Origin of the sequence: Streptomyces xanthophaeus (genome assembly GCF_030440515.1) — a bacterium.
In the GTDB taxonomy this organism is placed as follows: domain Bacteria; phylum Actinomycetota; class Actinomycetes; order Streptomycetales; family Streptomycetaceae; genus Streptomyces; species Streptomyces kutzneri.
Window position 1 is genome coordinate 8,100,498 of sequence record NZ_CP076543.1, and the last position, 19,479, is coordinate 8,119,976.

Here is a 19,479-nt window from a genome sequence, read left to right on the forward strand (position 1 = left end):
CGCCCGGCTCCGGCCGGTCCGGCGGTGCGGCCGTCGCGCCGCCCGGCCCGACGCCGTCGCTCCGTGCCGTCACGCCGTCCCGTTACGTCACGCCGTCCCGTTACTCCGCGTCGTCGTCGCCCGAACGGGTCGTCTTCCGCTCCTGCCGCCGCCTCAGTTCCTCAGGGCTCTTGCCCTCGACCCGCTTGCTGGCCTCGGGGTGTACCGGGTCCGGACCGGGGTGCTCCTGTGCCTGCTCCGCACGACCCTCTCCCGACTTCTCATGCCTGTCGTCCTTGCCCTTCATGGCTGTCTCTCCCTCGCGCTCGTGGATCTCACCGACCGGGACCGCCCCCGGACGCCCACCACCTGCCCGCGAGCGGCCGGGTCGCCCTTCTCGTACGGCCCATCCTGGGCCGATCGGGGCCCGGCGGCCACGCCATGCGTCATCCGGCCCAGCAGCGGGAAGGCGCCCCGCATGCCGGAAACGATCAGCAGCCTCGCCACCCGGGTCGCACGCCGCCGCCGTGAGCCGGTCGCCGTCCAAGCCCTGCGGTCCACCGCCGCCGCCGTGATCAGCTACGTCGTCGCGCTCCGCCTGAGCAGCGAGCCGAGCCCGCTGACCGCCCCGCTCACCGCGCTGCTCGTCGTCCAGGTCACCCTCTACTCCACCCTCACCACCAGCATCCGCCGGGTGAACTCCGTGGTCGTCGGCGTGCTGATCGCGATCGGCTTCAGCGCCCTGGTCGGTCTGACCTGGTGGAGCCTCGGCCTGCTGATCCTCGCCTCCCTGGTCGTGGGCCACCTGGTGCGCGTGGACGAGTTCGTGCCCGAGGTCGCGATCAGCGCCATGCTCGTCCTCGGCGTCACCCAGGTCGCGGACACCGCCTGGGACCGGGTCCTGGAAACGGTCATCGGTGCGGTGGTCGGGCTGCTGGTCAACCTGCTCCTGGCACCACCCCTGTGGGTCGGCCCGGCCGGCGCCGCGATCACCGACCTCGCCGGGCGCATGAGCCGGCTGCTCGACCACCTCGGCGAGGAACCCTCCGGACCGGCCAGGGTCGAGCAGGCCGCGGCCCGGCTGCACGAGGCACGCCGCCTCGACAACGACATCGCCCAGGTCGACGCCGCCCTCCGGCAGGCCGAGGACAGCCTCCGGCTCAATCCGCGGGTCAAGGAGGGGCTGCTCTTCAGGCTGGTGCTGCGCACCGGCCTGGACACCCTGGAGATCTGCGCGGTCGTACTCCGCGTGGCCTGCCGCACGCTGACCGACCTGGCCAAGGCCCGCCCCGACGGTCCGCTCTTCGACCCCGCGACCGCGGCCGCGCTGGGGCAGGTGACGCGCCACACGGCCATCGCGGTGGAAAGCTTCGCACAGCTGATCACCGCACAGGTCAGCGCCAACGCGGAAGACGCGGAGGCCCGCCTGACCGGTGAACTTGCCGTCGCCCGGGCCCACCGCGACCGGCTCGCGGTCCTGATGCTGGCCTCCGCCCGCGAGGACCCGGCACACTGGCAGCTGAGCGGCGCGCTGCTCAGCGAGATCGACCGGGTCCTGGACGAGCTGGGCGTGGACAAGCGCTCCCAGCGCCTGCTGGAGGAACTCGACCAGCACACCCGCACCCGGCGCAGGCGCTGGAAGCCGCTGCAGCGGACGCGGCAGGACCGTGGGTGAGGGAAGGCAGGGTTCATGGTGCACGTACTGGGCAGCAGGGTTCTGCTGCGCCCCACGGACCCCGAACGCTCGCGCGTCTTCTACGGCGACACCCTCGGGCTGGCCGTCCACCGCGAGTTCGGCACCGGCCCCGACCGCGGCACGGTCTACTTCCTCGGCGGGGGCTTCCTCGAACTGTCCGGCCGCGCCGAGGCCCCGCCCGCACCGGGCCTGCGGTTGTGGCTCCAGGTCGAGGACGTGCGGGCGGCGTACGAGGAATTGCGCGGCCGGGGCGCCGAGGTGGTGCGACCCCCCGAGCTCGAACCCTGGGGTCTGATCGAGATGTGGATCGCCGACCCCGACGGCGTGCGGATCGCCGTGGTCGAGGTCCCCGCCGATCACCCCCTGCGCTTCCGCCCCTGATCGGCAGGACGCGTTCTAGCGGGCGCTCCCGAGGTCGCGGTCGGACTCGGATCCTTCGAGCATCAGGGTGGTCTCCTCGATGCGGCTGAAGCGGCCGTCGGACGCGAACTCGCCGAACAGGTAGACCTCGGTGCGTACCGTCGAACCGTCCGTCTTCGTGACGTGGACGGTGTGCCGGTCGGCGTACCTGCTGCCGTCGTACAGCTCCTCGTGGACCTCGACACGGCCGTGGTCGACGACGGTGCGCAGGTGGGCGATGTGCTCGATGAAGCCGGCCCGGTCCGCCCACCGGCCGTCCGTGCGCTGACGGTATTCCGGGGCGAAGTGGCGGTCGGCGGCCTCCTGGACGGTGAGGTCGCGGTTGAGGAGCAGGTCGGTGAGGGCGGCCGTGATACCGGTGCGCGTCATGGGACTGCCTTTCGATGCGTGGCGGATCTGCAATGCGTGCGCGGCGCACGCTCTTGGAGAACCGTAGCAGTGATGCGTGCGCAGCGCACGCTATTCTTTCTGTCGTGGACAACGAGACCGGGAACGAGATCGCAGACGCGCTGGGCATCCTGCTCAAGCGCACGACCCGCACGCACCTGCACCGGCGGCTCACGGAAGGCATGGGTGAGGCCGTGGACGACGTGACCTACCCCGTGCTCAGCGCCCTGGCCCGGAGCGGTTCGCGCAGTGCGGCGGACCTGGCCCAGGACGTGGGGGTCGACCGTTCCGGCGTGACCCGCCGCGCCTCCCGGCTGGAGGCCGCGGGACTCATCCGCCGCGAACCGGACCCCACCGACCGGCGCGCACACCTCCTCGTCCTGACCGACGAAGGGCGGCTGGTCGTCGCAGAGCTGCGTGCGCGCCTGGCGGACCACATCACGGCGAGCCTGTCCTCCTGGCCCCCGGGCGAGGCCCAGACGTTCGCCCGCCTCCTGCGCCGCTTCACAGCCGAAGGCCCGTTCGTCTAGGGAGTGTTAGCTTCCTCCCCGTGATGGAACACCAGGACGGGACCAGGGCGGCCTACGACGGGGTCGTCGAGCTCTACGCATCGATGTTCGCCGGCCGGCTGGAGGCGCAGCCGTTCTCGCGGGCCATGCTCGCCACCTTCGCCGAGCTGGTGCGCGGGACGGGGAACCTGCGGACGGCCGATGTCGGGTGCGGGCCCGGGCATCTGACGGCCATGCTGCGTGAACTGGAGCTGGACGCCTTCGGTCTCGACCTCTCCCCGGGCATGGTCGGCCATGCCCGGCGGGCCCATCCGGCGCTGCGGTTCGACGAGGCACGGATGGAGGCCCTGCCGGTCGGGGACGGCGCCCTCGGCGGGGTCCTGGCCCACTACTCGATGATCCATACGCCGCCCGGCGAACTGCCCGCACTGCTCGCCGAGCAGGCGCGCGTCCTGGCGCCAGGGGGCCTGATCCTGGTCTCGTTCTTCGCGACCGACGGACCGGAGCCGGTCCGCTTCGACCACAAGGTGACGCCCGCCTACAGCTGGCCGGCGGACCGGTTCGCCGAGCTGCTGGCCGGGGCCGGGTTCACCACCTTCGCCCGGCTGCTGCACGACCCGGCCTCCGAGCGGGGGTTCCTCGACGCCCACCTGCTGGCCCGCCTCGACCAGGGCCCGGGAACGGACCGCCCGCCGGCGTCACGGCGGTCGTCCGCGGTGCAGTCCGTGGTGTAGTCCGCGCATCGGCGGAACGAATCCGATCAGCGGTGCGGACCGACACGGCGAGGCGTCAGCCGAGGAGCCCCGCACCGGCCGGTGCCGTCAGCCGTTCCAGCTCCTCCAGGCGCTCGCGCGACTCCTGGTCCAGCGGCACGTACGTCACGAGCCTCGGGCCGGTGCGCGGTCCGAGCCACAGGTTGTTGTGTTCCAGGTACAGCATGCCCACGTGCGCGTTGCGGATGTACTTCGACTTCGCGACCTGCCCGCCGACCACCTCGTGGCGGGCCCACACCTCCCGGAACTCCGCCGACGCCGCCTCCAGCCGGGCCAGCAGCGTCTTCCACGCGGGCTCCGCCAGGTGCTCGGCCATCGCCGCCCGGAACCGCGCCGCCATGATCCGGTGCGTGCTCGGCAGGTCGACCACCGATTCCTGCCACTCCCGGTCGGTGAAGGCGAGCCACATGCAGTTGCGCTCCTCCGGCCGCTTGCTGTCCAGGTCACCGAGCAGCCGCCCGTAGGTGGCGTTGTAGGCGACGATGTCGTACCGGCTGTTCTGGACGCACGCCGGGATGTGGCCCAGCTGGTCGATGATGGCCCGCACGGACGGCGTCACGCTGGGGCAGACCGCCGGCTGCACCGGATCGAGGCTCCCGGCCAGCGAGAACAGGTGCTCCCGCTCGCTCACGTCGAGCAGCAGTGCCCGCGCGACCGCGTCCAGCACCTGCCCCGACACCTGGATGTCGCGCGCCTGCTCCAGCCACGTGTACCAGGTCACGCCCACCGACGACAGGTGCGCGACCTCCTCACGGCGCAGCCCTGGCGTCCGCCGGCGCGGTCCGCGCACCAGCCCGACCTGCTCGGGAGTGATCCGCTCACGGCGGGTGCGCAGGAACTCGGCCAGCTCGTGCCGCCGAACATCGCTTCCAGGAGCCACAGTGGTCATGATCCCAGCCTGCCGCACCGCCCATCCTGTTGCCAGGTAGTCCTGGTACCTGGATAACGACACTCTGGTACCCGTCTGACAGCCGGGAGATCGTCGGACGGTGACTCAGATCCCTGTACGCAGCAACCCTGTACGCAGCAACTCCGTGCACGGCGACCCCGTGCACAGCGTTTCCGTCCGCAGTGCCCCCGTCCGCAGCGCCCCCGCGCCTCACCTGAGCGGCCTCGGCCTGTTCACCGTGCTCCTCGGCGCGGCCCTGCCCCTGATCGACTTCTTCATCGTCAACGTCGCGCTCCCGTCCATCGAACACGACCTGGCCGCGGGCCCCGCCCTCCTGGAACTCGTCGTCGGCGGCTACGGCGTCGCGTACGCCGTCCTGCTGGTCCTCGGCGGGCGCGTCGGCGACAGCCTCGGCCGCCGCCGGCTCTTCCTCGCCGGCATGGCCGCCTTCGGAGTCACCTCGCTCGCCTGCGGCCTCGCCCCGAACGCCTGGGCCCTCGTCGCCGCCCGCGTCGCCCAGGGCGCGGCCGCCGCCCTCATGCTGCCGCAGGTGCTCGCCACCATCCAGGCCACCACCGAGGGCCCGCGCCGGGCCCACGCCATGAGCCTGTACGGGGCCACCGGGGGCCTGTCCATGGTCGCCGGGCAGATCCTCGGCGGCGTCCTGGTCGCCGCGGACCTCGGCGGAACCGGATGGCGCGCGGTGTTCCTGGTCAACGTCCCCGTGGTGCTCCTCGGGCTGCTCCTGGCCGTGCGCACCGTCCCGGACACCCGGGCCGGCCGGCCCGCGGCCGTGGACGTGCCCGGCACCCTGCTCCTCGCACTGTCGCTGGTCTCGCTGCTGCTGCCGCTGACCGAGGGGCGGGCCGCCGGCTGGCCGCTGTGGACCTGGATCTCGCTGGGCGTGTTCCCCGTCGCCGCAGCGGCGTTCTACTTCACCGAGCGCCGGGCCGATTGTAAGGGCCACACCCCGCTGGTGCCGCCGAGCCTGCTGAGGCTGGAGTCGCTGAGGCGCAGCCTGGCCCTCCTGGTGCCGTTCTCCGTCGGCTTCGGCGGCTTCATGTTCGTCCTCGCCGTGACCCTCCAACAAGGCCTGGACATGGGCCCGGTGACGGCGGGCCTGGCGCTGGCGCCGATGGCCGTCGCCTTCTTCGGAGCCTCACTCGCCGGTCCGCGCCTGATCACCCGCTTCGGCAGCCGGATCGTCACCGCCGGAGGCGTCATCCAGGCGGCCGGGATCGCCCTCCTGCTGGCCACCCTGCGGCACGGCTGGCCGGACCTCGGCGTGGCCGTACTCGCTCCGGGCATCGCCCTGGCAGGACTGGGGCAGGGGTTCCAGATGCCGGTGCTGATGCGCCTGACGCTCTCGGACGTCCCCGCGGACCGGGCCGGGGCGGGCAGCGGCGTCATGATCACCGCCCAGCAGTCCGCCGTGGCGCTCGGCGTCGCCACGCTCGGCAGCCTCTTCCTCGCGCTGGTCCCGACGGCCGGCATGCGCGCGGCCGTGTCCACCACCCTGCTCGTCCAGCTCGGCCTCATCGCGCTGACCGTCCTGCTCAGCCTCCGCCTTCCCCGTATGCGCTGAGCGAGCGGCAGGGGCACGGAGCACCGGTGCGGCCGGGCACGTACGCCGAAGCGCCCGCGCGCGGCCGGTCCGTTCACCGGGATCGGTGATCAGGACCTGCCGCGCGCGGGCGCGCCCCCACCGGGGACCGCGGTCGGTTCAGCCTGCGGCGAGGAGCGTGAGCGTGTCGATCACGCGGTTCGAGAAGCCCCACTCGTTGTCGTACCAGGCGACCACCTTGACGTGGCGGCCGTCGACACGGGTGAGCTCCGAGTCGAAGATCGACGAGGCGGGGTTGCCCGTGATGTCGGAGGACACGAGCGGGTCTTCGGAGTACTCCAGCACGCCGGCCAGCGGTCCCTGCGCCGCGGTGCGGTAGGCCTCGAGGATCTCCTCGCGCGTCACGTCACGGGCGACGGTGGTGTTGAGCTCGACGATCGAGCCCACCGGGACCGGCACGCGGATCGAGTCGCCCGACAGCTTGCCGTCGAGCTGCGGCAGTACGAGGCCGATCGCCTTCGCGGCGCCGGTCGAGGTCGGCACGATGTTGACACCGGCGGCGCGGGCACGGCGCGGGTCGCGGTGCGGGCCGTCCTGCAGGTTCTGCTCCTGCGTGTAGGCGTGCACGGTGGTCATGAAGCCGTGCTCGATGCCCGCGAGCTCGTCCAGGACGGCGGCCAGCGGGGCCAGCGCGTTGGTCGTGCAGGACGCGTTCGAGACGATCACGTGCTCGGCCGGGTCGTACGCGTCGGTGTTGACACCGTACGCGAGCGTCACGTCGGCGCCGTCGGACGGAGCGCTGACGAGCACCTTGCGGGCGCCGGCCTTGATGTGGCCGCGGGCGGCCTCGGCCGAGGTGAAGCGGCCGGTCGCCTCCAGTACGAGGTCGACCTCCAGCTCCGCCCAGGGCAGCTGCTCCGGCTCGCGCTCGGCCAGCACCGTGATCCGGTGTCCGTCGACGACGAGCACGTTCCCCTCGACGGTCACCGGGCGGCCGAGCCGGCCGGACGTGGTGTCGTACGCGAGCAGCCGCGCGAGGGTGGCGGGCTCCGTCAGGTCGTTGACGGCCACGACCTCCAGGTCGGTGTCGCGCTCCAGGAGCGCACGCAGCACGTTGCGTCCGATGCGGCCGAATCCGTTGATGGCAATGCGAGTCATGACGATGTCCCTTTCGTTCGCCATCAGGTTCGCTTCCGGTCACCCTCCGCAACAGCGGCGAGATCGCCATGGTTCGTAAGGATCTCGCCACCCGCGATTCCGGGCTCCCGTGCTATTCGCCCTGGGTGAACGTGCGCCGGTACTCGGTGGGGGTGGTGCCGAGGATGCGGTGGAAGTGCAGGCGGAGATTGGCGCCCGTGCCGAGGCCGACATCGTCGGCGATCTGCTCGACACTGCGCTCCGAACGCTCCAGCAGTTCCCGTGCCACGTCGATCCTGGCCCGCATGACCCACTGCATCGGCGTGTACCCGGTGTCCTCGGCGAAACGCCGCGAGAAGGTCCGGGGCGAGACTCCCGCGTGCTGGGCCAGCGCCTCCAGGGTGAGCGGTTCGCCCAGCTGGTGCAGCGCCCACTCGCGGGTGGCGGCGAACCGCTCCCCGAGCGGCTCGGGCACGCTGCGCGGCACGTACTGGGCCTGGCCCCCGCTGCGGTAGGGGGCCGCGACCAGGCGCCGGGCCGCGTGGTTGGAGGCGGCCACGCCGAGGTCGCGGCGCAGGATGTGCAGGCACAGGTCGATGCCCGAGGCGGCGCCCGCCGAGGTGAGCACGCTGCCCTCGTCGACGAACAGGACGTTCTCGTCGAGCCGGATGAGCGGATGCTTCGCGGCCAGGGCCCGCGCGTAGTGCCAGTGGGTCGTGGCGCGCTTGCCGTCGAGCAGACCGGTGGCGGCGAGCGCGAACGCGCCGGTCGAGATGGCGGCGAGCCGCGCCCCCCGCTCGTGCGCGGCGATCAGCGCGTCGATGACCGCCCGCGGCGGGTCCTCGCGGTCGGGGAAGCGGTAGCCGGGGACGAAGACGATGTCGGCCCACGCGAGCGCGTCGAGCCCGTGGGTGACGTGGTACGACAGGCCGTCGCCGCCGGTGACGAGGCCGGGAGCGGCGCCGCAGACCCGTACCTCGTACGGCATGCTCGCGCGGGTCGTGAACACCTGCGCGGGGATTCCGACGTCGAGGGGCTTCGCGCCCTCCAGGACGAGGACGGCTACACGGTGGAGGCGGGAGCGGGGCGGCACGGTGTTCAGGGTACGGCGGGGGAGGTGACGGCCCGTGTCCGGCCGCCCCGCGCCGTGTCCGCAAGGTCCCGCATGCCCCGCGAAGCTCCCGGCGCCGTCGGTGCGCCGAGAGCTTCACGGCCGGCGTTGCAGCTGCCCGGCGTGCGGTCCGGTTCGCGCGGAGCGCTGCGCCCGATGCCCGGCAGCAGCGTCGTGGCGAGGGTGCGTGGCGGTCGCGGCGGCGGCCCTGCTCGGCGTCGGGAACGGGGTCAGGCCTTTGCGCAGGTTCTGCTTGGTGGTGGAGTCGTACACCCACTGCTCGCGCAGCGGCGGGTACAGCACCCGCTCACCGCGCTCGGTCCGTTCGGCGGGTGGGTGGGACGAGGGAGGAAAACGGCGGGCCGCTTCAGGTCGCCGCCCGTTACGATCGGGCCTTCACCCGATCATGGCGGTCCGACGGAGGCACCGATGAACAAGGCCCCCTCGCGGACCCCGGCCCACCCCGAACGGCTGGACCGAGGACACCCGTTCCGCCAGTGGAAGACCTGGCGCATACCCGGAACCGATCTGACCCTCACCGGGTACTCGCGCGCCAACGACAAGACGTTCTTCCACATCCCCGAACTGCGCTGCGCGCTCGACGCCGGACTGGCGGAGGGGCGTCAGCCGGAAACCGTCTTCCTCACCCACACCCACCACGACCATTCCAAGGACCTCGACTACCTCGCGGTCAGGCCCGGCGGAGTCGACATCCACCTGCCCGCCGCGGCGGCGCCGTACGTGGAGACCTTTCTGCGGGCCTCCGCCGAACTGAACCACGGCACCGCCTACGATCCGGCCCTCGCCGGGGGCTGCCGGCTCCACGGGGTGCGTGGCGGCGACGAGTTCACCTTCGGACGCAGCGGCCACCACGTACGGGTGGTGGAGTGCGTGCACAAGGTGCCCTGCGTGGGATACGCCTTCGCCGAACGCCGCAAGGCCCTGCTGCCCGAGTACGAGGAACTGCGGCACACCCTCGCCGGACAGGGCCGGGGCGCGGAGTTCGGCCGCATCCTGGCGCAGCGCCGCAAGGACGGGGCCGAGGTCGAACACGAGGTACGCAGGCCGCTGTTCGCCTTCCTCGGAGACACCCACGTGAGCGTCTTCGAGGACAACCCGTGGCTCTTCGAGTACCCGGTGATCATCACCGAGTGCACGTTTCTCGACGACGCCGAACTGGAGCGGGCCGACCGGGTCGGACACACCGTCTGGAGCCGGCTGAAGCCCGTCGTCGAGGCCCACCCGGACACCCTCTTCGTCCTCACCCACTTCAGCCTGCGTCACTCGGACCAGGACGTCCTGGACTTCTTCCACGACGAGCGGCCCGACAACGTACTGCTGTGGGCGCACCCGGACAGCCGGCTGCCCGAGCAGCACCAGCACGGCTGACCGGCGCGGGCCGCCGTTCCCGGGCCCCGCGGGTCAGGCCCCTGCCAGGGCGTCCCGCAACCTCCGTGCCTCCTTGAGCAGCTGGGAGGAACCCGGTCGCCCGGCGAGCGCCGTCACCTCGGGCAGCTCGCCGCGCGCGCCCGACAGCCGGGCGGAGTCCGCCGCGACGGCCAGCAGCGCTCCGTGCACCTGCGGCCGGGTACGGGCCAGCAGACCGGGGAGGGCGGTGGCCAGGACCTCCCAGACCGCCCCGGCGCCGCCCGGTACGGCGACGGCCGCCCCCAGTGACCCGGTCAGCAGGGGCACCCTCAGCGTGCCCAGCCCCACGAGTTCGGTCAGCTCCCGGCCCAGCAGCTCGCCGTCCAGCCGGCCCCTCGAGGCCAGCACCACCAGCGCCCGTACGGCGGCCTCCCGGTCGGGCTCGGGGACGGAGGCGAGCCCGTAGGCCACGGCCAGATGCACGGCGGGCCCGGCCGGGCCGTCGGCCGAGGCCAGCGCCTCCAGGAAGGCGGGGGAGCCACAGCCGTCCTGGTCGGCCGCCGACGCGACACCCGTCAGCAGGCGGGCCGCGGCTATCTCCGGGTGCCAGGGCAGGGTCGCGACCGTATGGGCGTCCCGGTAGTCCGGCAGGGACCAGTGCGGACAGGAGATGCGCGGCTCGAACTTCCTGAACAGGGACCAGAACTGGCGGGGGAACGCGCCGCGGCCCTCGACGGCCTCGTGCCCCACCAGGATCCGGCGGCCGATGCGTGCTCCCCGGCGCCGGCTGGGACGCTCGGCCTCACCCGCTTCGCGCTCCCGCGACCACGCCGGCATGGGCAGACCGCCCTGCCGCAGCCAGGCAGCCACCCGGGGCCCCTCCGCCAGCTCCAACTTCTCCGCGGCGCGCACCACTTCGGGGTCCACCCGGCCGCCGCAGCGCAGCAGTGCCTGCCCCAGGTCCGCCGGTCCGGGCCGGATGCCGAGGCGCTCGTACTCCGCGAGCCGCTCGACCAGCTCGTACGGCTCCACCGCGCCCGTCGGTCCGCTCGGTACGGAGAGCAGGAACGGCAGGGGGTCACCGGCCCGCAACCGTGCGGCGACCTCGCCCGTGCGCGCGCCCGCTATGTAGTCCAGCGCCACGTGCTGGCACAGTTCGAGCCACCCTTTGCCGGCGTTCTCCCAGGACTCCTCCGCCCGTACGGGACCGACCGCCGCGCCGACGATGCCCGCGGTGCAGCGCACCTGCGCGTGCGGTTTCACCTTGAACGCGCGCGGGACGGAGCCCAGCGCGGCGGCCAGTGCCTCCCGGTCGCGGAAGCTGTGGCTCACCACGGCGTTGAGCACGCGTTCGAACGGCACCACGCCGGGGTCGTGGCGAGCGGCCAGCACGGCCGCGACCTCGTCGGCGAGCGCATCCAGTGACGGTACGGCGAATTCCCCCTTGATCATGTATCGCAGGCTAGCCCCTGCCACTGACAGTGCCGCCGCGCGCCCGGTGGCGTCAGAGCGGGTCGCCGAGGGGCCCGTACTCCGCCTCCAGATTCCGCGCCCAGTGCGCGGCGAAATCGGGCTGGGTGCCGTCGGCGTCCGTGAACCCGTACTCCTTGCAGAGATCCCAGGTGGCCAGCGCCCGGCCGGTCCTGGCCATGACGTCCGGGTCGGCCGCCAGGGCCACGACCGCCCGCCCCAGATAGGCGGGGGTCTCGGAGTGGGCGAAGTTCGGGTCCTTGGCGGCGCCGTCACGCCAGTTGGCCTCGGTGACGCCGAAATGCTCCAGCAGCGCCTCCGAGCGCAGGAACCCCGGCGTCAGGGAGACGGCCGCGACACCGTGCGGCCGCAGCTCGGCCGCCTGCGCGACGGCCAGCCGGATCACCGCCGACTTCGCCATGTCGTAGAAGAAGGAGCCCCGGTAGCGGGCGGTGTTGCCGTCGGTGACCTCCACGACCAGGCCGCTCTTGCGGGCGACCATGAGGGGCAGCGCGTACCGGCTGGTGATCACATGGGTCTCCACCGCCCGGCGCAGGAGGAGCAGGCCCTGGTCCAGATCCTGCTCCCACAGGGGGTGTTCCCAGTCGGTGAGCGGGTCGCCGCCCCAGACGGAGTTGACCAGGACATCGAGCCGGCCGTCCTGCTCCGCCGCGATCCGCGCCACGAGGGCCCGTACCTCTTCCGGGTCGCTGTGGTCGGTGCGGACCGCGACGCCCACCCCTCCGGCAGCGGTGATCCTCTCGGCCGTCTCCTCGATGGTCTCGGGGCGGTCGAGGTCGGAGCGCCGCGCTCCGCTGCTGCGGCCGGTCACGTAGACGGTCGCGCCGGCGGCTCCGAGCTCGATGGCGATCCCCCGCCCGCCGCCCCGTGTGCCGCCCGCGACCAGCGCGACCTTTCCGGCGAGCTGTCGTGTCTTCGTCGTCATCACTTCTCCAGGTCTTCCGGCGGGTTCACGCGGTGGTGGTGGCGGTGGTGACATGAGGGGCCAGCACGGCGTCGAGTCCGTGCCGGACGCGCTGGACGAGGGCGCCCCGGCGGTCGAGTGCCCAGCTGAGACCCGTGCCGGAGGTGACGGCCTGCACGGTCGCGGTCAGCGCCTCGACATCCGTCGTGGCACGGAGCTCGCCCGTGGAAACGGCCAGCGCCAGCAGCGTCCCGACCGCCCTGCGCTGGGCCTCGTGCACGGCGAGGGCCCGCTCGTGCAGTTCGGGGTCCGTGAGATCCATGCACAGGAACGCCAGATGGTTGGCGAAGGTCTCCGGGGAGACCATCGGCGCCGCCCACTCCGCGAGCAGGGCGGCCAGAGCCCCGAGTGACGACCCCTGCTCCCCGCGGATCCGGTCGGGCAGCGCGTCCGTGTCCCGCACGGACCGGTCGGCCAGCGCCAGGATCAGGCCGCGCTTGGAGCCGAACCGCTGTACGAGCGTGCCGGGTACCAGACCGACCTCGCGGGCCACCGCCGCGAGCGTCAGCCCGGACGGCCCCAGCCGTCCCATCACCTCGGCCGCCGCACGCAGGATCACCGCGTCTTCCACCGCACGGGGACGTCCGGCCACTGTCGCTCCTTTAATAAATGCACGTTCATTTATTAAAGCATACGAGGTTGCGGGGCGACCGCGACCTGGCCCGCGACCCTCACAGGACCTAACGTTGGTCCATGATCGATATGCCGTCACGGGTCGAACTGCGCCCGCTCACCCCTTCCGACCAGGACGAGTTCTGCACGCTCGTGCGGGCCAGCTCCGAGCTGCACCGGCCGTGGATGCAGCTCCCCGCGACCCCGGAGGAGTTCCAGGTCTGGACGCGCCGCTTCGACGACGGCACCAACCTGGGCTTTCTGGTCCGTGTCCGGGAGACCGGCGCAGCCGTCGGCATGGTCAACATCAACTCGGTCATCCGGGGCCGTTACCAGGGCGCGTCCCTCGGCTACGCGGCCTTCGCCCCGTCCGCGGGGCGCGGGTACATGACCGAAGGGGTCGCCGCCACCCTGCGGCACGCCTTCACCGACCTGCGGCTCCACCGGCTGGAGGCCAACATCCAGCCGGCGAACGAAGCTTCCCTGGCACTGGTCCGGCGGCTGGGCTTCCGCTACGAGGGGCTCTCGCCCGCCTACCTCTACATCGACGGGGACTGGCGGGACCACGAACGCTGGGCCATCACCGCACCGAGCCCTTGGACACCCGATCCGTCCCTTCCCGAGATCTGAGGCGTTCTACGGCGAGCCGGCCAGCAGCCGGCGCTGGTGGTCCCGCGCCGGTTCGTCGTAGTACCTGTCCGACCAGTGCCCGGCGATCAGCGGCACCGGGGCTTCGACTCCCGTCTCGGGGCCGGGCGTCGGCTGGTGCGCGGCCAGGCGGAGCGAGTCCCGGAAGCGGTGGTGGTTGAACAGGCGGGAGAACTCGGTGAAATAGATCTCGGCGAGGCCGCGGTCGCCCCGGATCACCAGCATGTTCTCGTCGTTCCTGTTCGCGGAGGGATTGCTGAAGTTGGCCGAGCCGGTCACCACGATCGGATCGTCGCCGAGGGGGTCGATCAGCAGGTACTTCGTGTGCAAGTACTCGATGTTGTTGGAGAACGGGTTGTCGTGCTCGGCCGCCCAGCCCGCGAGGCCGCCCTCTTCGACGAGGCCGCAGGCCACCAGCTCCGTCTCGGGATCGGTGACCAGGCTCCGGTGCTCGTCGGCGATTTTGGCGTTCTCGAACAGCAGCCAGCGGAGCGCGGAGTGGTCGCCCGGGAGCTGGTCGGCGAATCGGGGATCGAACTTGAACGGGAACGTGACGCACACCAGGTCCTGGGCCGATCCGAAGAGATCGCCGTAGCGGTCCTGCGCCGTGGTGTGCGTGTGCGGGCTGAACACGACCGATATGCCGGCCGGCCAGGGGTCGGGCATCGGGTCGTTGGCGTCCACCCAGTTGTTGAGGGTGCCGGGTGTCGGGTCCGCGACGAGCTGGGCCCAGTAGTCGCGGTATCGCCGGGCGACGGACGCATCGGTGACGGTGTGTCCGACGTTGGACTGTCCGAAGATTCCGTTCTCGGTGATGTTGGTCGACCCGGTCCACACGGCCTCGGGCTCGCCCTCGTGGCTCGCCACCACGAACTTGTTGTGCGGGATCGTGGCCCGGGTGCGCCAGGTCACGACCAGGTCGTCGATACCGGCGGCGGTCACCGCTTCGCGGTTGTGCGGGTGATCGAACACGACGAGCCGGACGTCCACGCCCGTGTCCGCGGCCACACGGAAGGCCTTGAGCACGGGCAGGTACTCGAACTCGTACAGCGCCGCATGGAGCTGCCGGTGGTCGCCGCCCGCAGCTCCGATGAAGGCGAGCAGCGCCTCCTCCAGGCCGCGCGACAGCCAGCGCCAGGCCTCACGGTTGGGGATGTCATCGGGGTGGAGGTTCTTGAAGCGTTCGGCGTAGGCCTGCGAGGCGTACACGCCACGGTTGAACCAGACACCGTGCACGCCCGGCTCCTCGGTCCGCACCCGCAGTTCGACGGTCGAGGCCGGGGTGAGCTCCTCACCCGGGGTTCCGGTCATGGAGTGCACGCGGTAGGTGTACGTCCGACCGGGCTTGGCGCGGTAGTCACCCCAGGCGAAGGTCTGGAACGGGTTCCAGTTGGACCCCCAGCGGCCTCTTGCCTCAGGGAAACGGAGGCGGTTGTCCAGCCAGCGGTGCTTGCCTTCGGCGTGGTCGAACCGTTCGACCCCGAAGCCGAGGACGCCGTCCATGGCGGCCCGGTCGTGGTCGAATCCAAGGATCACCACATGGGTCCCGGCGATGGCCTGTGCGCGCAACGGCCCGGAACTGCTCTGCACCCTCATGTCCACGCCTCCCGGTACCCGGGGCCGTCTTCCGGAGTGAGCTCGATCTCCAGCTTCACCCCGCGACGGGTCGGGCGCACTCCGGCGCGGACGGGCCGGCCTCTCCGTCATGACGATCCCGGTGAGTAAGGCCATCCACGCGAGCATCCCGCTCCCGCTCCCGCTCCCGCTCCCGCTCCCGTTCCCGTCCGGGCCGCGGCGGACGTCGTCATCAGGTGTAGCCGAGGCTGACCCGCCCGATCTCGACCGGCGGGTCCTCCGTCTCCGCGTCGGCCGGCCCGCGCGCGCCGAGCGGAAGGAACGTCACGCGCAGCGCACCGTCGTCCCACGCGTTCTCCGCCACCAGCCTGCGCACGAGCGGGGTGATCTCGACGGTCACCCGCAGACCGTGCGGGTGCTCGTCGCCGCGGGGATCCTGTGCCCGCTCGATGCCGAAGAAGGACAGGTTGCCCACCCGGTGGCTCTCCGCCAGTTCACGGGGGGCTCCGTCGGGCAGGTTGACGTAGATGCCGTAGACCGTGTCGGGGTTCTGCTCGCCCTCGATGTCCTCGACGTTGAGGTACACACGCCGATCGGCCTCGGGGACGGGGACACCCAGCGCCGTGCCGAGCGACCGTGTCGTCCGCTGGTCGATCGGTACGGTGACACTCGCTGCGCGACCGACGAGCAGCACCGTCTGCTGTGACGCGCCGGCCATCTCGCGCCGCTTGGGAGGCGTCGGTCCGGACGCGTTCGGACCGGTCATCGCCACCTCGGGCACGGGGGAGAGAGGGGAGAGGGGGGAGAGGGGCGGAACCGGAGCCGGCGGCGGAACCGGTGCGGGCGACTCGTACGTGTACCCCAGCTGACCGGCGATGTCGACGACGGCGGAGGCCGCCAGTCTCCGCTCGCTCCCGTCGGCGTCGAAGAACCGGTACTCCTGGGTGATCCAGCGCGGGTCCGTCGGGTCGGCGTGACCCGGGCGGCTCGCCCACTCGAACCAGAGGCGGTCGATGTTGGCGTGATGGAGCCAGAAGACCGGGTCCAGCGCCGCCGTGTCGGTTCGCCCCATCCAGCGGCCGATATGGCTGTGCACGGCGTTGTGCGGGGTGCTCTCGACCGCTCCGTCCCGGTTCCAGAAGGCATCCCCGTCCGGTGTGATGCCGCCGCCGAACTCGGCTTCGCCGACGAACTGGGTGCGCCCCATCGCATAGGCCGGGGAGGTGATCTCGAAGGGCAGGGGGTCACCCAGGTTGAGGCGGTGCGCCCGCTCGGCGAACAGCGGGTTGGCGCCGCCCTCCTCGTCGCGGAAGGCCGGCGGGATCCGGGCCTGCGACGGATCGGCGTCGTAGTCCCAGAACGGCAGCGCCCAGTCGGCCGGACCGCCCAGGTCCACGACCGCGGCGCGGACGATCCGCTCGAAGTACCAGAGGTACATGCGGTGCCAGGAGAGGAAGAACCACGAGCCGTGCTTGCAGCTGTTCCACAGCGGCTTCGGCGGGGTCGCGGACGTCCCGTGGATCGCCGCCTGGTAGGCCCAGCTCGTGGGGTCGTCCGCGTCCCGCCCCTTCATCTCGGTGACGGCTGCCGCGTAGTGCGCGAGCGTCAGGTCGTCGTCCGGCAGGGTCCACACGTTCCTGCGCACGTGTACGACCGGCTGAGGGCTCACCGCGTCCGCCTTCCGTCACGCCGGCGGTGATGCGGGTCCCGCGCTCCCGTTCCCCGCATCGCCGTGCCGCCCGTTCTCCATCGAGTCAGGTCGCGAACAAATTCGGGATGAACCCTACCCAAACGGCATCCCGTGATCGCCCCGGCGCGCGGGCAGCAGGCCACTCGGGTCGCCCGCCGCGACAGGGGCAAGATCCACTAAGGTGCACCGATGAACTCGCAATCCCTGTACTTCCATCCCGACTACCTCGACGCCGTGCGGGCCGGCCGGAAGACGACCACCGTCCGCTTCCGTGACCCGGTGGAGGTGGGTCCCGTCAGCCTGGTGTTCGAACTGGACGAGGAGGTGATCCTGCCGGGTGTCGTCACGCAGCTGACCGGGAAGACGGTCGCCCAGCTCAGCGAGGCGGACGCGCGGGCGGACGGCTTCCGTGACCTGACCGAACTCCACGGCAGGCTCCGCCACCACTACCCCGACATCGGACCGGCCGACCACATCACCGTCGTGCACTTCCGGCCGGTGCATTGAGCGGGTGGGCTCGGGCAGCTGCGTCGGGGGCGCCCCCGCCGGGGCAGTGGGTCCGGGGGACGCGTGGCGCGTCCCCCGGACGTCACCGGACTACCGGTCCTGGGAGAGCCGGACCAGCTCGGCGAAGGAGCCGTCCAGGCGCACCAGCTCCTCGTAACCGCCCTGCTCCGTGATCCGGCCCGCGTCGAGGACGATGATCCGGTCGGCGAGGCGGCAGTTCTCCATCCGGTGGGTGACGATCACCGTGATCCGGTCCTCCTTCATGTCCCGCAGCCCGGAGAACACCATGTGCTCACCGCGCGGGTCCATGGCCGACGTCGGCTCGTCCATGACCAGCAGGCCCGGCTTCCGGTGGAACGCCCGCCCGCACGCCAGGCGCTGCCACTGGCCGCCGGAAGGCTCGTGCCCGCCCCAGATCGAGCGGGCCAGCAGGGTGTCCAGGCCGTCCGGGAACTCCTGGACGGCCGTCCGCATGCCGACCGCGTCCAGGGCGTCCCAGACGGCTTCCTCGCCGCGCGGGTCGGGCTGGCCGAGGGTGATGTTCTCCCGGGCGGAGAAGGGCCAGTACCCGTACGACTGGGTGACGAGTCCGACGTGCTGCCAGGCGGAGCGCTGGTCGGCGTCGGACGTCGGGACCCCGTCCCAGGAGACGATGCCGGACGTAGGGACGGTCAGCGAGGTCAGCAGCCGGATCAGTGTGGACTTGCCCGCACCGTTCTCCCCGACCACGGCGATGACCTCGCCGCGGGACAGGGTCAGCGAGACGGGCCCGAGCGAGGGGGTGTCCTTGCCGGGGTAGGTGTACGTGGCCTCCTCCAGGCGGATCTTCTCCGGCGCGGCCTCCATGACCTGCGGGCCGCGCGGACCGGACTTCTCCGCGGCCTCGGCGACGAAGGTGGAGTAGTCGCCCAGGTAGAGGGCGTGCTGGAACATGGCCGCCCCGTAGACGACGAGCTGCGAGAGGGCGGCGGTGGAGGTCCGCATGGCGACGATCGCCGTGCCGGCTGCGGCGATCGCCATGTACCCGCCGACGACCAGCCCGGCGAGGGCCCCGTAGGTCGCCACGACGAAGACCCCCGACGCGGCGGCGGCGATCAGATAGACCGTGAGGTAGCGGGGTGCGGAGCTGACCATCCGAGCGTCGATGCGCTCGCAGACCGCCGCGTACCAGTGGTGGGCGTACGGGCGCATGCTGTTGCCGCGCAGCTCGTCGGCGAGCTTCGGGGTGGTCAGGTGCCACCGCATCATGTGCTTGATGTTGCGGGAGGCGATCGTCTGGTTGTGGAGGCGGTAGTCGAGGCGGGCGGCGTAGACGGAGCCGAGGCCGCGGGGGACCACCGACAGCAGGAGCAGCGGAAGCAGCACGGGGTGGACCACGGCGAGGACGGACGCCACGGCGAGCATGTCGATCAGGCCGCCGGTGAAGCCGAGGGCGTCCTGCAGCAGCATGGCCGAGCGGGCGGATCCTGTCTCGGCGGCCTCGGAACGCTCGGTGAAGTCGGGAGCGTCGTACGCGGCGAGTTCGACGTCCATGTGGGCGTCGACCATGGCGAGATCGGCGAGGGTGGCCATGCCGGGATTCAGGCGGCGGGCCGCGCTGCCCGAGGTGATGGAAGCCAGCGCGCCGAGCGCCGTCATGGCGGCCGCGACGACCAGCGGCCAGGCCGCCGCCGAGATCCGTTCCTCGATGCCGTCCCCGGTCAGGAGCGGGACCATCGCCCGCGAGATCGCCGCGAGCGCTGCCGCCGTGCAGATCCCGCCGAGGATCTGGGCGGTGACCAGTACGTGGAACGCGGTGCGGTTGACGGCGAGCGCGAGCCGCGCGGTCTGCCGGAGGGCGGAGGGGACGCGGCGGGCCATCTGCCCGAGCGACAGCGCCTCCATGGTCTCGTTGTGCTGGCCCCAGGTGTACTTGAACTCCGGCGGGGCGGGTGGTGCGGCGGTCTTCCGGTCCTCGGTGTGCTGCTCGGCCATGCTGCTGCCTCTCCTCCAACTGGGTTATTTTGAAGGCCGGTTCACCGCTCGCGGCGCATGCCGGAGAAACCCCTTCCCCGCGGTGTGCGGAGGGGCGGCTGCGTGGTCGCGGGAACTGGAGGCAGTGAGTACAGCGCAGGCCGAAGGCCGGAGCAGCGGGATCTGGCCGACCTCGCGGCGACGGC

General features: G+C 72.0%; 20 protein-coding genes. 8 read left to right on the forward strand and 12 right to left on the reverse strand.

Annotated elements, in window-relative coordinates; translation table 11 throughout:
* Positions 1 to 100: 100 nt before the first annotated feature.
* Complete coding sequence (locus tag KO717_RS36650; RefSeq protein WP_301374131.1) at positions 101 to 286, reverse strand: hypothetical protein; 186 nt, start codon at positions 284 to 286, stop codon at positions 101 to 103.
* Between the two features lie 171 nt (positions 287 to 457).
* On the opposite strand from KO717_RS36650, the gene KO717_RS36655 reads away from it, so the two are divergent.
* Both KO717_RS36655 and KO717_RS36660 read left to right on the forward strand, forming a co-directional pair.
* Entirely contained in the window at positions 458 to 1,654 is a 1,197-nt protein-coding gene (locus KO717_RS36655) for an FUSC family protein (protein WP_301374133.1), read from the forward strand.
* Positions 1,655 to 1,669: 15 nt separating this feature from the next.
* Complete coding sequence (locus tag KO717_RS36660) at positions 1,670 to 2,056, forward strand: VOC family protein (RefSeq protein WP_301374135.1); 387 nt, start codon at positions 1,670 to 1,672, stop codon at positions 2,054 to 2,056.
* Positions 2,057 to 2,071: 15 nt separating this feature from the next.
* On the opposite strand, the gene KO717_RS36665 is transcribed toward KO717_RS36660, so the two are convergent.
* A complete protein-coding gene (locus KO717_RS36665; protein ID WP_301374137.1) occupies positions 2,072 to 2,464 on the reverse strand; it encodes a nuclear transport factor 2 family protein in 393 nt (130 codons plus the stop codon).
* 104 nt (positions 2,465 to 2,568) lie between these two features.
* On the opposite strand from KO717_RS36665, the gene KO717_RS36670 reads away from it, so the two are divergent.
* Complete coding sequence (locus KO717_RS36670) at positions 2,569 to 3,012, forward strand: MarR family winged helix-turn-helix transcriptional regulator (protein WP_301374139.1); 444 nt, start codon at positions 2,569 to 2,571, stop codon at positions 3,010 to 3,012.
* A 20-nt stretch (positions 3,013 to 3,032) separates the two neighbouring features.
* The gene (locus tag KO717_RS36675; RefSeq protein WP_301374141.1) at positions 3,033 to 3,725 is read left to right on the forward strand and encodes a class I SAM-dependent methyltransferase; all 693 of its coding nucleotides are present in this window, start codon (positions 3,033 to 3,035) and stop codon (positions 3,723 to 3,725) included.
* Positions 3,726 to 3,780: 55 nt separating this feature from the next.
* Here the strand turns inward: KO717_RS36675 and KO717_RS36680 are convergent, their stop codons facing one another.
* Positions 3,781 to 4,653 carry a helix-turn-helix transcriptional regulator gene (locus KO717_RS36680; protein WP_301374143.1) on the reverse strand — a complete coding sequence of 291 codons (873 nt, stop codon included), beginning with the start codon at positions 4,651 to 4,653 and terminating at the stop codon, positions 3,781 to 3,783.
* A 160-nt stretch (positions 4,654 to 4,813) separates the two neighbouring features.
* Here KO717_RS36680 and KO717_RS36685 point away from each other — a divergent pair, with 160 nt between their 5' ends.
* A complete protein-coding gene (locus KO717_RS36685; RefSeq protein ID WP_437184676.1) occupies positions 4,814 to 6,238 on the forward strand; it encodes an MFS transporter in 1,425 nt (474 codons plus the stop codon).
* 138 nt (positions 6,239 to 6,376) lie between these two features.
* On the opposite strand, the gene gap is transcribed toward KO717_RS36685, so the two are convergent.
* The 3 genes from gap to KO717_RS36700 all read right to left on the reverse strand — a co-directional run bounded on the left by gap (position 6,377) and on the right by KO717_RS36700 (position 8,768).
* Positions 6,377 to 7,375 (reverse strand): type I glyceraldehyde-3-phosphate dehydrogenase, encoded by a 999-nt coding sequence (gene gap, locus KO717_RS36690; RefSeq protein ID WP_301374144.1) that lies wholly within the window; start codon positions 7,373 to 7,375, stop codon positions 6,377 to 6,379.
* Between the two features lie 112 nt (positions 7,376 to 7,487).
* Complete coding sequence (locus KO717_RS36695) at positions 7,488 to 8,447, reverse strand: GlxA family transcriptional regulator (protein WP_437184619.1); 960 nt, start codon at positions 8,445 to 8,447, stop codon at positions 7,488 to 7,490.
* 114 nt (positions 8,448 to 8,561) lie between these two features.
* A complete protein-coding gene (locus KO717_RS36700; protein WP_301374146.1) occupies positions 8,562 to 8,768 on the reverse strand; it encodes a hypothetical protein in 207 nt (68 codons plus the stop codon).
* 126 nt (positions 8,769 to 8,894) lie between these two features.
* Here KO717_RS36700 and KO717_RS36705 point away from each other — a divergent pair, with 126 nt between their 5' ends.
* Positions 8,895 to 9,854: an MBL fold metallo-hydrolase gene (locus tag KO717_RS36705; protein ID WP_301374148.1), complete on the forward strand. Its 960-nt coding sequence runs from the start codon at positions 8,895 to 8,897 to the stop codon at positions 9,852 to 9,854.
* 33 nt (positions 9,855 to 9,887) lie between these two features.
* Here KO717_RS36705 and KO717_RS36710 read toward each other — a convergent pair whose 3' ends face one another.
* From KO717_RS36710 to KO717_RS36720, 3 genes are read right to left on the reverse strand one after another with little or no spacing between them, the layout of a single operon-like run.
* Positions 9,888 to 11,285, reverse strand: a complete 1,398-nt coding sequence (locus tag KO717_RS36710) for a DUF7824 domain-containing protein (protein ID WP_301374150.1) — start codon at positions 11,283 to 11,285, stop codon at positions 9,888 to 9,890.
* 52 nt (positions 11,286 to 11,337) lie between these two features.
* Positions 11,338 to 12,249, reverse strand: a complete 912-nt coding sequence (locus KO717_RS36715) for an SDR family oxidoreductase (RefSeq protein WP_301374152.1) — start codon at positions 12,247 to 12,249, stop codon at positions 11,338 to 11,340.
* A gap of 25 nt (positions 12,250 to 12,274) precedes the next feature.
* Entirely contained in the window at positions 12,275 to 12,880 is a 606-nt protein-coding gene (locus tag KO717_RS36720; protein ID WP_301374154.1) for a TetR/AcrR family transcriptional regulator, read from the reverse strand.
* Positions 12,881 to 12,981: 101 nt separating this feature from the next.
* On the opposite strand from KO717_RS36720, the gene KO717_RS36725 reads away from it, so the two are divergent.
* Entirely contained in the window at positions 12,982 to 13,530 is a 549-nt protein-coding gene (locus tag KO717_RS36725) for a GNAT family N-acetyltransferase (protein ID WP_301374156.1), read from the forward strand.
* Positions 13,531 to 13,536: 6 nt separating this feature from the next.
* Here KO717_RS36725 and KO717_RS36730 read toward each other — a convergent pair whose 3' ends face one another.
* Together KO717_RS36730 and KO717_RS36735 are read right to left on the reverse strand one after the other, a co-directional pair.
* The gene (locus tag KO717_RS36730; protein ID WP_301374158.1) at positions 13,537 to 15,144 is read right to left on the reverse strand and encodes a phospholipase D-like domain-containing protein; all 1,608 of its coding nucleotides are present in this window, start codon (positions 15,142 to 15,144) and stop codon (positions 13,537 to 13,539) included.
* A 211-nt stretch (positions 15,145 to 15,355) separates the two neighbouring features.
* Complete coding sequence (locus KO717_RS36735) at positions 15,356 to 16,792, reverse strand: tyrosinase family protein (protein WP_301374160.1); 1,437 nt, start codon at positions 16,790 to 16,792, stop codon at positions 15,356 to 15,358.
* A 210-nt stretch (positions 16,793 to 17,002) separates the two neighbouring features.
* Between KO717_RS36735 and KO717_RS36740 the strand changes: the two genes are divergently transcribed.
* Complete coding sequence (locus KO717_RS36740) at positions 17,003 to 17,320, forward strand: ASCH domain-containing protein (RefSeq protein ID WP_301374161.1); 318 nt, start codon at positions 17,003 to 17,005, stop codon at positions 17,318 to 17,320.
* A gap of 90 nt (positions 17,321 to 17,410) precedes the next feature.
* On the opposite strand, the gene KO717_RS36745 is transcribed toward KO717_RS36740, so the two are convergent.
* The gene (locus KO717_RS36745) at positions 17,411 to 19,294 is read right to left on the reverse strand and encodes an ATP-binding cassette domain-containing protein (protein ID WP_301374163.1); all 1,884 of its coding nucleotides are present in this window, start codon (positions 19,292 to 19,294) and stop codon (positions 17,411 to 17,413) included.
* Positions 19,295 to 19,479 lie beyond the last annotated feature (185 nt).

What these genes read in the sequence shown, in the direction of transcription:
- KO717_RS36650 (WP_301374131.1), bottom strand. Translation starts at nt 286, where the DNA reads ATGAAGGGCAAGGACGACAGGCATGAGAAGTCGGGAGAGGGTCGTGCG.
- KO717_RS36655 (WP_301374133.1), top strand. Translation starts at nt 458, where the DNA reads ATGCCGGAAACGATCAGCAGCCTCGCCACCCGGGTCGCACGCCGCCGC.
- KO717_RS36660 (WP_301374135.1), top strand. Translation starts at nt 1,670, where the DNA reads ATGGTGCACGTACTGGGCAGCAGGGTTCTGCTGCGCCCCACGGACCCC.
- KO717_RS36665 (WP_301374137.1), bottom strand. Translation starts at nt 2,464, where the DNA reads ATGACGCGCACCGGTATCACGGCCGCCCTCACCGACCTGCTCCTCAAC.
- KO717_RS36680 (WP_301374143.1), bottom strand. Translation starts at nt 4,653, where the DNA reads ATGACCACTGTGGCTCCTGGAAGCGATGTTCGGCGGCACGAGCTGGCC.
- gap (WP_301374144.1), bottom strand. Translation starts at nt 7,375, where the DNA reads ATGACTCGCATTGCCATCAACGGATTCGGCCGCATCGGACGCAACGTG.
- KO717_RS36705 (WP_301374148.1), top strand. Translation starts at nt 8,895, where the DNA reads ATGAACAAGGCCCCCTCGCGGACCCCGGCCCACCCCGAACGGCTGGAC.
- KO717_RS36710 (WP_301374150.1), bottom strand. Translation starts at nt 11,285, where the DNA reads ATGATCAAGGGGGAATTCGCCGTACCGTCACTGGATGCGCTCGCCGAC.
- KO717_RS36715 (WP_301374152.1), bottom strand. Translation starts at nt 12,249, where the DNA reads ATGACGACGAAGACACGACAGCTCGCCGGAAAGGTCGCGCTGGTCGCG.
- KO717_RS36725 (WP_301374156.1), top strand. Translation starts at nt 12,982, where the DNA reads ATGATCGATATGCCGTCACGGGTCGAACTGCGCCCGCTCACCCCTTCC.
- KO717_RS36730 (WP_301374158.1), bottom strand. Translation starts at nt 15,144, where the DNA reads ATGAGGGTGCAGAGCAGTTCCGGGCCGTTGCGCGCACAGGCCATCGCC.
- KO717_RS36740 (WP_301374161.1), top strand. Translation starts at nt 17,003, where the DNA reads ATGAACTCGCAATCCCTGTACTTCCATCCCGACTACCTCGACGCCGTG.
- KO717_RS36745 (WP_301374163.1), bottom strand. Translation starts at nt 19,294, where the DNA reads ATGGCCGAGCAGCACACCGAGGACCGGAAGACCGCCGCACCACCCGCC.